The organism is Rhodococcus sp. TAF43 (genome assembly GCF_052113525.1).
GTDB lineage: Bacteria > Actinomycetota > Actinomycetes > Mycobacteriales > Mycobacteriaceae > Prescottella.
Window position 1 is genome coordinate 1 of sequence record NZ_JBFRDL010000037.1, and the last position, 12,656, is coordinate 12,656.

Annotated in this window: 14 protein-coding genes; 7 read left to right on the plus strand and 7 right to left on the minus strand. The window is 67.5% G+C overall.

All coding sequences use genetic code 11. The features are described 5' to 3' along the window. Positions 1 to 47: 47 nt before the first annotated feature. From AB4Z09_RS20130 to AB4Z09_RS20150, 5 genes are all read left to right on the plus strand, one after another. Positions 48 to 812 (plus strand): AraC family transcriptional regulator, encoded by a 765-nt coding sequence (locus AB4Z09_RS20130; RefSeq protein WP_174909018.1) that lies wholly within the window; start codon positions 48 to 50, stop codon positions 810 to 812. A gap of 78 nt (positions 813 to 890) precedes the next feature. Then, positions 891 to 1,811 carry an SDR family oxidoreductase gene (locus tag AB4Z09_RS20135; protein ID WP_114718364.1) on the plus strand — a complete coding sequence of 307 codons (921 nt, stop codon included), beginning with the start codon at positions 891 to 893 and terminating at the stop codon, positions 1,809 to 1,811. Between the two features lie 66 nt (positions 1,812 to 1,877). Beyond that, positions 1,878 to 2,045, plus strand: coding sequence for a hypothetical protein (locus AB4Z09_RS20140; RefSeq protein WP_442240534.1), 168 nt, complete (start codon positions 1,878 to 1,880; stop codon positions 2,043 to 2,045). Beyond that, positions 2,042 to 2,521 (plus strand): SRPBCC family protein, encoded by a 480-nt coding sequence (locus tag AB4Z09_RS20145; protein ID WP_174909014.1) that lies wholly within the window; start codon positions 2,042 to 2,044, stop codon positions 2,519 to 2,521. Before AB4Z09_RS20140 ends, AB4Z09_RS20145 begins: the two co-directional genes overlap by 4 nt. Before the next feature lie 26 nt (positions 2,522 to 2,547). Beyond that, the gene (locus AB4Z09_RS20150) at positions 2,548 to 2,733 is read left to right on the plus strand and encodes a hypothetical protein (RefSeq protein WP_174909012.1); all 186 of its coding nucleotides are present in this window, start codon (positions 2,548 to 2,550) and stop codon (positions 2,731 to 2,733) included. An 87-nt stretch (positions 2,734 to 2,820) separates the two neighbouring features. Here the strand turns inward: AB4Z09_RS20150 and AB4Z09_RS20155 are convergent, their stop codons facing one another. The 7 genes from AB4Z09_RS20155 to AB4Z09_RS20185 form a co-directional block, all read right to left on the minus strand. Further along, complete coding sequence (locus AB4Z09_RS20155; protein WP_114718361.1) at positions 2,821 to 3,816, minus strand: LacI family DNA-binding transcriptional regulator; 996 nt, start codon at positions 3,814 to 3,816, stop codon at positions 2,821 to 2,823. Beyond that, positions 3,809 to 4,675 carry an endonuclease/exonuclease/phosphatase family protein gene (locus AB4Z09_RS20160; protein WP_442240535.1) on the minus strand — a complete coding sequence of 289 codons (867 nt, stop codon included), beginning with the start codon at positions 4,673 to 4,675 and terminating at the stop codon, positions 3,809 to 3,811. The genes AB4Z09_RS20155 and AB4Z09_RS20160 overlap by 8 nt, the downstream gene beginning before the upstream one ends. A 2-nt stretch (positions 4,676 to 4,677) precedes the next feature. Continuing rightward, on the minus strand, positions 4,678 to 5,523 hold the full coding sequence (locus tag AB4Z09_RS20165) for a hypothetical protein (protein WP_174909009.1): 846 nt from the start codon (positions 5,521 to 5,523) through the stop codon (positions 4,678 to 4,680). Between the two features lie 103 nt (positions 5,524 to 5,626). Continuing rightward, positions 5,627 to 7,387, minus strand: a complete 1,761-nt coding sequence (locus tag AB4Z09_RS20170; RefSeq protein ID WP_114718360.1) for an ABC transporter permease — start codon at positions 7,385 to 7,387, stop codon at positions 5,627 to 5,629. Next, positions 7,384 to 8,376, minus strand: a complete 993-nt coding sequence (locus AB4Z09_RS20175) for an ABC transporter ATP-binding protein (protein ID WP_174909007.1) — start codon at positions 8,374 to 8,376, stop codon at positions 7,384 to 7,386. Before AB4Z09_RS20175 ends, AB4Z09_RS20170 begins: the two co-directional genes overlap by 4 nt. A gap of 35 nt (positions 8,377 to 8,411) precedes the next feature. Then, positions 8,412 to 9,440: an extracellular solute-binding protein gene (locus AB4Z09_RS20180; RefSeq protein WP_442240536.1), complete on the minus strand. Its 1,029-nt coding sequence runs from the start codon at positions 9,438 to 9,440 to the stop codon at positions 8,412 to 8,414. Between the two features lie 179 nt (positions 9,441 to 9,619). After that, positions 9,620 to 10,816 (minus strand): RtcB family protein, encoded by a 1,197-nt coding sequence (locus AB4Z09_RS20185; protein WP_174909003.1) that lies wholly within the window; start codon positions 10,814 to 10,816, stop codon positions 9,620 to 9,622. Between the two features lie 165 nt (positions 10,817 to 10,981). On the opposite strand from AB4Z09_RS20185, the gene AB4Z09_RS20190 reads away from it, so the two are divergent. Then, positions 10,982 to 11,899 carry a carboxymuconolactone decarboxylase family protein gene (locus tag AB4Z09_RS20190; protein ID WP_174909001.1) on the plus strand — a complete coding sequence of 306 codons (918 nt, stop codon included), beginning with the start codon at positions 10,982 to 10,984 and terminating at the stop codon, positions 11,897 to 11,899. Between the two features lie 71 nt (positions 11,900 to 11,970). Then, positions 11,971 to 12,642: a hypothetical protein gene (locus tag AB4Z09_RS20195; protein ID WP_442240537.1), complete on the plus strand. Its 672-nt coding sequence runs from the start codon at positions 11,971 to 11,973 to the stop codon at positions 12,640 to 12,642. The last annotated feature ends 14 nt before the right edge of the window (positions 12,643 to 12,656 follow it).

Below are 12,656 nucleotides of genomic sequence, written 5' to 3' on the forward strand. Positions count from 1 at the left end.
GTCATCCTCTATCGCGAATCCGCCACCTTCCGGCGTACCGTCTTCTGGTGCGCAACGTTCCGGTCGACGATCTCGACACCACCGATCGCGCCGTCCTCGCCATCGGCACCGACTACCCGCCGCGCCACCTGCTGGATTGGCACCGGCACCGCCGCGCCCAGTTCCTCTTCGGCGCCTCCGGCGTCATGCAGGTCGAAACCGATTGCGGCACATGGACCGTACCGCCGGACCGAGCGGTATTGATTCCTCCCCGCACCCGGCATCGCGTCACGATGCTCGACGTCAGTACGCGCAGCCTCTACATCGAGCCTGGGGCGGCGCCCTGGTTTCCCCGGGCGTGCCGAGTCGTCGACGTACGTCCACTCCTGCGGGAACTGCTCCTCGCCGCGGTCGACGTCCCCCTCCGGTACGACCACTTCGGCCGTGACGGCGCACTGATGACCTTGCTCTTGCACGAGATCGCCGACACCGCGCCGCTGCCGCTGGAACTACCGTTACCCGGACACCCCGAACTTCGCGCACTGTGCCAGGCGTTCCTCGACGCCCCCGACATCCACGACCGGAACCAGGCGTGGGCCCACACATTGCACGTCAGCACCCGAACCCTCGATCGGATGTTCTCCTCCGAGACCGGGATGAGTTCGGCGAGTTGGCGTCGACGCGCCTGCGTCCTCGCCGCACTCCCCGAACTGGTAACGGGACGCCCCGTCGCAGCTGTCGCGGCCCGCCTCGGTTACGCCAGCCCGGCGTCGTTCACGGCAATGTTCACCAAGCTGCTCGGCACACCACCGAGCAGCTTCTCTCCCCGATGACGCACTCGCTCGTCAGCGCACACCGGTAGATTGGAACGCGAACGCCACCCGCGAATCATCGATCGCCAGGGAGTTCGCATGTACCACGTTCCCGACATGCAGGGCCGGTACGTCATCGTCACCGGCGCCAACAGCGGCACCGGTAAGGAGGCCACCCGACGGCTGGCCGCGGCGGGCGCCCATGTCGTAATGGCCTGCCGCACTCCGCGCAAGGGCGAGGCCGCGTGCGCGGAGATCATGCACGACCTTCCGCACGCGCAACTGGAGATCCGCCGGATCGACCTGGCCGATCTCGGATCCGTCCGCGAATTTGCCGCCGGTTTCCTCGACGACGGACGCCCCCTCGACCTCCTGGTCAACAACGCCGGGGTCATGTCGCCGCCCGAGCGGTTCGAGACCGTCGACGGATTCGAGCTGCAGTTCGGCACCAACTTCCTGGGCCCGTTCGCCCTGACCAATCTCCTGCTGCCACTGCTGCTCGACGCGCCGGCCCCCCGGGTGGCCACGATGACCAGCGGCACGGCGCACTACGGACGAATCAACTTCCGGGACCTGCACTCCGCACACCGGTACAGCCCGGCGTTGAGTTACGCGCAGTCCAAGCTTGCCGACATGCTGATGGCGCAGTACCTCGCCGGCGTCGCGGTCGAGCGCGGATGGAATCTGCTCAGCACGTATGCGCATCCCGGCTACACCCGCACCAACCTGCAGACCGCGGGCGCGAGCCTGGGCCGGGACCGGGCGCGGCACGGTGTGTTCTCGGGCAGCGACCGCACGATCCTGCCGTCCCAGGATGTCCAGCAGGGCGCCGAACCCCTCCTGTTCGCCGCGACCAGTCCCGATGCCGCCCAGGGCGGGTACTACGGGCCCGGCGGACGAATGGGACTGATCGGCCCGACCCGCCGACTCGACCAGCCCCGCAGCTCGCGTGGCGTCGACCTCGCACCGTCACTGTGGGCGGTGGCCGAAAAGCTCACCGACACAACCCTTCCGTACTAGGGACAATCGACCGGGGGCATCAAGATCAGGAAGCACCTGGCACTCCTCGAGGCCGCCGGCATGGTGGTGAGCGAGAAGCGCGGTCGGGTCCGGTTCTGCCGACTGGGCACCAATCCACTTCGGCAGGAACTCGATTGGATGCTCGGATACCACCGCGAGGTCGAGGCGCGACTGGACCGTCTCGAGGCATTCCTGGAGAACGACGACCCCAACCGAACGGAGAAGGATCGATGACCAGCCAGACATCCGCCACGACTGTCACCAGCCCGGGCGACCGTGGCCTGCACATCGAACGCACGCTGAATGCGCCCCGGGATCGCGTGTGGGCCGCGTACACCGAACCCGAGCTGCTCGCGCAGTGGTGGGGCCGCGGCAACAGGCTCGACATCGAGAAGTGGGAACTCGAGCGGGGCGGGCACTGGCGCTTCGTCGAGCACCACGAGGGCGGGAGCTCCGGCTTCGAGGGGCGCTTCCGCGAGGTCACTCCGAAGGACCGCATCGTGTGGTCGTTCGAATGGGACGGGATGCCTACTCACGTATCCGTCGAGACCATCGATTTCGTCGACCTCGGCGACGGCCGCACGAAGTTGGTGCTGGACTCGATCTTCCTCACGGCGGAGGACCGGGACGGAATGATCGAGTCCGGCATGGAACAGGGCCTCAACGAGAGCTTCGCGGCCCTCGACGCGATGCTCGCCCGCACCGCGTAACGAAATTCATTTGGACGATCGTCCAAATGAATTTCGGGAAAACGCCGTATCCGAGGCGACCCGTGGCCTATATTTCGTTTCGATCACAATCGCTCGACGAAACCTTGGTCAGGGGAGAGTCCGCCATGAACCTCAATCTCATCTCACTGTTCCCGCTGATCGGAACGATCGGGAACCTGCTGAACTTCGGCAGCACCATCGAGTTCAGCTGATCCGATAGTCGACGAACACCCCGGGACGATCCCGGGGTGTTCGTCGTTTCGAGCGGGCTCCCGGCGGCCTGACCGCCATCCGCCGGGTCATCCCAGCGGCAGGTACGTGGGCAGCGTTCGTCCACGGATCAGATCGCCGGGGAGCTCGATGCGTTCGGGTGGACTGTCACCGGTCAATCGGCGTAGAACCTGCCGGGCCGTGGCTGCGGTTATCTGCTCGATCGGCTGCCTCCAGGTGGTCAGCCCCAGAACGGGGCTGGCGAGTTGTCCGATCCCGTCGTATCCGGTGAGAGCAATGTCGTCCGGCACCCGGACGCCGAGCGCAGTGAGTTGTTCCCACGTACTCAGCAGGGTGGGGTCGTTGGGACACATGATGACCGAGACGTCGTCGAGGCAGCGGGCAAGAATATCCGGCTCGGGATGGTCACCCGCGGCCGCCCGAGGGATCGCGACGGTGTCGATGCCCGCCTCGGTCAGGGCCCGCTGCATCCGGGTCGATCGTTGGTGCAGTGTCGTCGAATGCTCCGCGGCCACATGCAGCACCCCGACAGCGCGGTGGCCGGCATGTGCGATCAGCCCCGCCAGGACCTCCGCTCCACGACCGTCGTCGCAGACCGACCCGATCGACGGCGAGGTGCTCGCGCGCCCCATCAGGACGGTCGGGAGGCGCTGAGCCACCGGAACGATCTGCGCCTCGGGCATCCGTCCGGAGGCGATGACGAGGGCTTCGGGCCGCAGTCCGAGCAGTCCGGCCAGCACATCGCCGGGCGTGGTACCGGCCGATGCCGTACCGACCGCGAGGGAGAATCCCGCCTCCTCGAGATGTTCCTGGAGGTGAGCGATCATCTCCCCGTAGAACGACAGCCGCACGGATCGGACGAACACTCCGATGATCTTGGTGTTCTTCGCTTTCAATGCTTGGGCGCGTACATCTTTGATATAGCCGAGCCGGGCCGCGACCGCCTCGACATGCTGCCTGGCATCGTCGGAGACGCCGGGCTGCGCCAGCAGCGCACGGCTGGCCGCCGACTTCGACACCCCCGCTGCGGCCGCGACATCCGCAATGGTGATGCGGTCAGCCATGTCCGGTGCCCGATGCGCCCCGGTCCGCCGGCGTGTAGTCGACGCTCAGTCCGAGATGATCACTCGGCCAGGCGCCCTCACCGTCCGGTTCGCCGATCACCTCGGCGCAAACCACTTCCATTCCGGACGAATGGAACTGGTAGTCGAGGGTGTAGTCGAGCGCCCGCGCCGCCGGGCCGTCCGAACGGAGGTGCGCGGGCGTGTCGCCGACCAGTGGGTTCCTGGCGAGCACCGTCGCCCGGGCGGCCGCGGTGGCGCCGTTCCCGCTGTCCCGAAGCCGGTCCTCGATGATCGCGGCGTACTCGGGGCTGTCGGGGACGAGGTTGAAGTCCCCTCCCAGGATCTCGTGATCCACCGGTTCCATCTTCCGATGCAGGAGATCACCGATCTCGGCCAGCTGCCGCAGCCGCACCGCAGTGGTGGCTTCGATTGCGCCGAAGTCGATTCGAATCCCCGAATCTCGGGCGAACCGCCTGCCGGTCTCGGTCATCTGCCATGCCGACGGGGTGTGGCGCAGATGGGTCGAGCCGACTCTGATCCGCGTCGAGTCCACCTCGAGCACCGCGGTGGTGAGGTAGTAGTTGCGGCCGTCGTCCCCGGCAAGACAATCGACGCGGACCTCCGACGGCTCCCGTGTGGACAGCACGGCGGGGACGCTGACGAGGTCGGCGGCGTCGTCCGGGACGGCGGCGACGTGCATGCCCAGCTCCGCCGCGAGGTCCTCGGCGTGCCGTGGGTTCGATTCCTGCAGGAGGACGACATCCGGGCGGCGGGTCGCCACGGCTGCCGCCAGCAGCCCGACCCGCTGATGGCGGTTCGTGTGCAGGACGTTCCAGGTCACCACGCGCAGTGTGCTCATCGTCAGGACTCTCTCTCTGTGTCGAAACCGGCGTACGAACTCGATGGGTCGAACCGGAGGTAGGTACGGTCGTCGGGGGTCTCGGCGCCCGGTCGGAGCGGCTTGCCCATGGCTGCCAGCTCGCCGATGCAGGCCGGGTCGTGTGCAATGGCGGCGAACAGTTCGCGTTCGGCGCACGCGAGCGTGGCCGCCGGCCCCGGATACCCGTCGCTCGCGAAGACCACGGTTGCGGCGCCGGCGACCGGGAACACCTCGATATGGCAGTCGGGGACGGCACTGCCGTCGAGCACTCCGTAGCCGAAGGCGGCGTCCCGGTTGGCGAGGTGGTGTTGCAGTTCGAGTAACGGCCGGCTCGCCGCCAACCCCGGGTCCTGATCGCGCAGCGCGTCGAGAGACTCGCCGGCCGCCGCATGGGCCGCAACGACTGCCGCTCTGAACAAGGTCATAGCCTGATCCACGCGTTTCTCGCCCGGGACTACCCGGTCGCCGATGCGCAGGTGGATATCGCCGATCCTCCATATCTCGCGGCGCGCCCGCGAGTAGACCGCGGCGACGGCACCGGACGGGCCGGCGTGATCGGGCCGGATGTGTGTGAGCGCCTGACTGATCGTGTCGACGGCACGGCGGGCCGACACGTTCGGCTCCAGCCGGGCGATCTCCCTGGCGACGGTCTCGGCGTAGAGCCGACCGCTCGGGGCCTGTCCCCTGTCGCGCAGCGGGCTCGACATTCCGTCGACGACGGCGGCGAAGTGTTCGGTGACGACGAGAGCGTCCTCGCACGCCGACACGGCACTCTTCGGCGCGATGAACCATTCCTGCGCGTAGGCGTTCTCCCCGGAAAGCTCCACGAGGGCGCAGGGTTCGGCACTCTGAACCCCTCCGACGCAGGGGGTGGGTGCGGGACTCACGGGCACGGGAGGACAGCTCCTGTTCGTCTGGATAGTTGGTGGATCATCGTCGGCCGACCCCACGTCTGGATGCCCGCAGCGCCATGCGATCGGCGAACAGCACGACCACGATCGAGAGCGCCGTGATGGTGACGACGTAGGCGGTGGTCAGGCCCACCAGGTTCGGATCCTGTTCGGCAGCCAGCGTTCCGAGCGTGACACCGAGCGGCTTGTTGTTGATGTTGTAGAGCATCACCGAGACGGTGTACTCGGAGAGGGTGTCGTTGAACCCCAACGCTGCGACCTGCAGGAGCACTGGCGTCAACGCCGGCAGGATCACCGTCAGGAACCTTCTCGTCGGGCTTGCGCCGAGCGACCGGGCCGCGTCGTCGAGCGATGGATCGAGACCGGCGTAGGTGGCGGTGACGAAGCGCGACACCACCGGTAGGAGCAGGACGGTATACGCCAGCGGCAGGATCCAGTACGTGCCGACCAGGACCTGACCGCCGACGAGCGCACTCCCCGCACCGAAGGCGATGAGGAACCCCAACGCGACGAGGATTCCGGGGAGAAAGTACGGCAGGAACATCGTGAGCTGGATGACGTCACCGACGAACCTTCGTCGCGACCGATACGAGAGGTGCGCAGCGACTGTTCCGATGACGAGCGCCAGCGGGATGGCGAGTACGGCGAGTGTGAGTGAATTGACCAGTGGCTCATAGGCGGTCGGGTTCGTGAGCATCCGGACGTAGTGCTCGACCGTGAGCTCGGGACTGATCTCGCCGCGACGGATCGCCTCCACCGGAGCCAGCGACAGCAGCGCCGTCACCACCAGCGGGGCCAGATTGACGATCGCCAGCAGGTACGCGGCCCCATAGGCGAGGAACTTCGTACCCCGACCGCGTAGCCGAATCGGCTCGAACGGCCGCGGCGTCTTGCTCGACATCACGGCACCGCTGCGGCGCTCCTGACGCAGCGCCCACACCAGCAGCACCGTCGTCGCCGCGCCGAGGAGCAGTCCGAGCAGCGCGGCCATGTCCATGCGCCCCAGCCCCGACAGGGACTGGATCATCGGGGCGATCATGGTCAACTCGGCCCCACCGAGGATGGTCGGCGCCGCGAACGATGTGAGAGTCGAGATGAAGGCCATCAGCACCGACGCCAGGATCGTCGGCTTCAGCACCGGAAGCACCACCCGGAACAGAGCCGGAAGCGGCCGCATTCCCAGCGACCGGGCCGCCTCGACCATCGAGAAGTCGACACGCCGGATCGCCGGCCGCAGGAACAGGAAGTGGTACCCGGTCATGGTGAAGGTATGCACGAAGATCACCGCGCCCATCCCGGAGAACCAGTCATCGGGCAGGCCCGGGATCACTGCTTGCAGAGTTCGGGTAATGAGCCCGTTCTCGCCGTACACCATCGCGTATCCGGTCACTGCCGCGATGGATCCGAACACCAGCGGCACCGCGTAGGCGACTGTGAGAAAACCCCTTCCACGGATCGCGAAGGCTTCGAGGAAGAACACCTGAGCAATCCCGACCACGTTCGCCGTGACCGTCGAGATCACCGCGATCACCAGAGTGTCGCGCACGGCACCCACGACCCGGCCCGAGTCGATCAACCTCGACGCGACCTGTCCGACGGATCCGTGGTCCGAGCGCAGTACCGCATCGATCACGCTGAGATTCGGAAAGAACAGGAACGTCACGACGAACCACCCGAACGCGGCGACCGCAGCGGCGAACAACAGTCGCTTCACACGGCGGGTGAGGCCACCGGACCGCGAGGTCGTCGTCGCGGTCGGCGTCGCCGTCGTCCCGGTCATGCCGACAGCTCGATCAGATCGGGCAGGTCGAAACCGCACCGCACTTCGTCACCGACGTGGAGAACCGCGTTGCGGTCCGAGCCGGCGAGCATCGTCAGTCCCTGCCCGCCGATCTCGACGCGGTAGCGCGTCGTCGAGCCGAGGAACGCGGCGTCGGTGACGGTGCCGCCGGCCACGCAGTCGAGCCCGGCTCCGTCGGCAAGCCGCAGCCGCTCGGGACGTAGCGCCAGCTGACCTCCCCGGGCCACGCCGAACAATGCCCTGGTCCCGGATTCGAGCACGTCGATCGAGCCCACGAACTCGCCGACGTAGCGGTTGACCGGCGAGTGGTAGACCGCGTGCGGGCTGTCGACCTGCTCGATGCGGCCGGAGTTCATCACCGCCACCCGGTCTGCCAGCGCCAACGCCTCTTCCTGGTCGTGGGTGACGTACACGGTCGTCACACCCAGCTCGCGGTGCAGGCGCTTGATCTCATCGCGCAACGTGACCCGCAGCCGTGCATCGAGATTCGACAGGGGCTCGTCCATCAGCATCACCGACGGCTTCGTTGCCAGGACCCTGGCGATCGCGACCCGCTGCTGCTGACCCCCCGACAGTTCACTCGGCGTCGCGTTCGCGAACGCGTCCAGTCCCGTCAGTTCAAGGACTTCCGAGGTGCGCGAGACGACCTCGGATCTGGGCAGCCTGTGCACCTTCAACCCGAACTGCACGTTCTGCACCACCGTCAGGTGCGGAAACAGCGCGTAGCTCTGGAACACGAAGCCGATTCCGCGCCGCTCCGGTTCGACCGCGGTGACGTCGCGACCGTCGACGACGATGGAGCCCGACGAGATCGGGACGAATCCCCCGAGGGCCCGGAGCAGCGTCGATTTACCGCACCCGGACGGCCCCAGAAGCGCCACGAACTCGCCACTGCCGACCTCGAGGTCGAGCGGGGGGATCACTGTCTTGTCGCCGTACCGGACCTGTACACCCTTGATACCGATCATCGTCGGACACTCACTCCCCGTTGCACCGGCACCGCTCAGCCGCCGAGAATGTCGAGCTGGATCCGCTCGAGCCACGACGACATTCGCGGCGCCACGACGCCCCAGTCGATGTCCTGCTTGCCGATCTCCGCCAGTGCCGCCTCGGCCTCCGGTAGCTGCGCCAGCGCCTGCGGATTCACCGGGGTGTCGCTGCCGGYCGTCTTCACGAAGTCCGCCTGGACCTCGGCCGACCCGAACCAATCGATGAAGCGCTTCGCCGCATCTGCGCGATCGCTGCCGGCCACCAGACCGATGCCGGTCGACACGAAGGGCGAACCACCCTCGGCATCGACCACACGCAGATCCAGCCCGTTGTCCTTCGCGCCGGTCTCGATGCCGCCGAGCCAGTTCACGACCACCGGCTGTTCTCCGGAGGTGACCCGGTTCCAGTCGAATTTCTGGCCCGATGCGACCGGTACCGCATTCCGCAGAATCCGAGTCAGCAGGTCCCAGCCCGCATCCGTGACCTCACCCGATTCGCGGTCGGTGTGGGGCCACAAGATCCCCGCGACCGCAGCCTGCCCGGTCTGACTCGTCACGCTCGGGAACACGAACTTGTTCGCGAACCGCTCGTCCGCCAGATCCTCCCACTTGCGTGGCGCCTGCGCCGCGTCGAGAGCTGCCGGATTGTACGCCATCACGATCGGAGTCTGAGAGAACAGGGTGAAGGCCCCGGTGCCCGAGTCGAACTCGCCGGGCACCAGATCTCGCCAGACGGGCGAGTAGTCGGCCAGCACACCGGCAGCCCCGATCTGGTTCAGCTGTGCCTCGCCGAGCCCGAGAACGACGTCGGCCTGGGCATTGTTCTTCTCCGCGAGCAGCCGCTCGGTCAGCTCGCCGCCGCCACCGGAGACGAACGAAACATCGAGACCGAGAGCATCTTTGGCGTGAGACGCAATGTACTCACCTCGCGGCCCCTCGCCCTGCGGCGAATAGACCAGGATCGAATCCGCGCTCGATTCCCCTCCACCACCCGACGAACACCCAGCAAGTGCGAGCACACCCGCCAAGGCAGCTGCACCCACTGCCAACACCGACCGCTTCACCATCACACGACCTCACTCTCGGGGACCTCGTTCCGAAAGTGATCGTCAATGGTCGAACCGACACGGCGGTGGCGCGATCGGCACCGCTGAGTGAACAGACGGGAACGTTCCCGGGATCGTTCCCGGGAACGATCCCGGGCCCCTGGTCGACGAACCTTCTAGGTGCCCTTCAGGTTGAGGATCTGCCGCAACTCGTGGCGGATCTCGACGAGATCACGGGCGTCGTCCATGACGACGTCGATGTCCTTGTAGGCGTCGGGGATCTCGTCGATCCATTCGGCGCCGTGCCGGTACTCGATCCCCTGCATGCGCTCGGCCAGGTCCGCCACGGTGAACCGCTTCCGGGCCTGTGTGCGGGAGAACCTGCGGCCGGCGCCGTGCGGGGCGGAGCACAGTCCGGGCTTGCTGCCCTTCCCCCGGACCACGTAGGAGCGGGTGCCCATGGAACCCGGGATGACGGCGTCCACTCCTTCGTGGGCGTTGACCGCGCCCTTGCGAGTGAGCCACACCTTCTCGCCGTAGTGCTCCTCCTGCTCGGTGTAGTTGTGGTGACTGTTTATCCGCTCAGCCTCGACCACCCCCTCACCGATCCACTCCCCCAGTACCGCGCTGTAGCGGTCCATCATCTCGGCCCGGTTCAGGAGCGCGAACCGCTGCGCCCACCGCAGTTCCCGGATGTACGCCCAGAACTCGGGCGCACCCTCCGCGAGGTAGGCGAGGTCCCGGTTGGGCAGCTCGATGTGCCATGTCCGGCACAGCTTCTGGGCGATCGCGATGTGCTTCTGTGCGATCTTGTTGCCCACTCCTCGGCTCCCGGAATGCAGGAACATCCACACCCGATCCTGTTCGTCGAGGCACAGCTCGATGAAGTGGTTGCCGCCACCGAGGGACCCCAACTGCTCACGCCACTTCGGGGAGTGCGACAGGTCCACGCCGTCCTTCGCCGCGCGCTCCTCGAGTTCCGCGATCTTCGGCTCCGCGAACCATTCCCCGAGGGATGCCGTGAGGTTGTAGTTGCCCGGGGACAACGGAATTGCATCCTCGAGCCGCAGGCGGAGTGCATGGAGCGTCCGGCCGCGGGCGCCGGCTCGTTCGATGTCACCGGCGTCGAACTGGGTTCGGGCAGCGATCATTCCGCAGCCGATATCGACGCCGACCGCCGCCGGGATCACCGCGCCGCGGGTCGGGATCACCGTTCCGACCGCGGATCCCTTGCCGCTGTGCGCGTCCGGCATCAGCGCCACGTGCGGGTACACGAACGGCATGGACGCGGTTTCCCGCGCCTGTGCAAGGGCGGTGTCGTCGACGTGGCTGGCAAAGTTCAACAGGTTGTGGCCGTGCTCGGTGGGGGTCACTGTCCTACTCCGGTCGTGGACGATCGCGCGGGGATCGCCCGCGGCGTCGTCCGAATGATTGGTAGTCCCACCGTAGAGCGATTTCGGGACCGGGCAAGCGAATATCCGCGCGACGGCGTTCAATGGATCGGGACCGGCGAGCGCATCCACAGGACGGTGGTAGGCATGACAGGACACGACGACTGGTCTCGCGATCACGGAGCCGCCGCCCTGCGACGCCACGCTCCCGAGGTTGCGTCCACGCTCGACCGTCTGGTCGCCCTCGTCCCACCCATCGGCGACGGCTCCGTCGTCGCGCGGGCCCGCGAGGTGTGCGGGCGGACGCTGTCACTCCCGCCGCTGCCCGCGCCGCCCGTGACCTCCGCACCCGCGAACGCCGACGGGACCACCCAGGTGCCGCTCGAGTTCGCCGAGCAGTTCAGCGCCGACGTGTCCATGATCGACGACGCCATGCGGGGCGCGCTCGCGTCGGCGCTCGGCGACCGGACCGGCACCTTCGTGCAGTCGCTCTACGTCGCCGACTGGGTGCCGCGCGTCCGCGCCGGACTCGACGCGCTGTTCGAGGGCGCCGACGCCGACTGGGGCATCCCGATCGAGTGGGCCACCGAGGGTGAACCGTGGCCGCTGATCCAGCGCACGCTGGTCGACGTCGCCCGGCTCCGCGAACTCGACCCGGTGACCACCGAGGTCGTGCGCCTGTACCAGGCCCGCCAGCACAACTGCCGGCTGTGCAAGTCCCTGCGCAACCGCACCGCACTGCTGGCGGGCGGCGACGAAGCCGTCTACGCCGAGATCGACGACTACCGCAGCGGCGGGCTGTCCCCGCGCCACAAGGCGGGGCTGGGCCTCGCCGAGGGGCTGACCTGGCAGCCCGGCCATCTCGATCCGCAGGCGATCGCGGCTGTGCGCGAACACTTCTCACCCGCCGAGGCGGTGGAGTTGGTGCTCGACACGATGCGCAACTCGTGCAACAAGATCGCGGTGTCGACGGGGACCGATCAGGCCAACATCACCGACGGTGTCGAGATCTACGACGTCAACCCCGACGGCTCGGTGGACTTCGGCCTGGCGCTGCCCGGCTGAGAGACCGGTTACCGCACGGCGCTGACCGGCCATTGCCATGCCCCGCGCGCGGGAGGAAGGTGGGGTAAGGAATGGGGCCGGTGGCGCCCCCGGGCGCCACCTCGAGCAGAAAGAGGTGGATCGTGTACGCACGTTCTACAACTATCCAGGCGCATCCCTCGTTCATCGACGCCGGCATCAAGCACGTCCGCGACACCGTGATGCCGGAACTCGCCGACATCGAAGGCTGCGCCGGACTGTCGCTGCTGGTCGACCGGGACTCCGGGCGCTGCATCGCCACCAGTTCGTGGATGGACGAGGACGCTCTCCGCCAGAGCGAGGGGCCCGTCATGCAGCTTCGCGATCGGGCCGCCGAGGTCTTCCACGGCACCTGGCACRTCGAGCGGTGGGACATCGAGGTCCTGCACCGCGATCATCCGTCCCACCACGGCGCGTGCGTCCGCGCGGCCTGGTTCAAGGTGGAGCCGGGCACGATGGCGCGCGCTGTCGACGTCTACAAGCTGGCGGCATTGCCCGCGCTGGGCGAGGTCGACGGGTTCTGCAGCGCGAGTCTGATGGCCGACCATGCGGCCGGACGCGCGGTGTCCTCGGTGACCTTCGACAGCGTCGAGCAGATGGCGGCCAGCCGCGAGCAGGGCGAGACCATCCGGAACGCAACCCTGAGTGAGGCCCGAGCCGAGGTGCTGGAGGTGTGCGAGTTCGAGCTCGCGATCGCCCACCTGCACGTGCCCGAGATGGTGTGATCACCGAGTCCGCG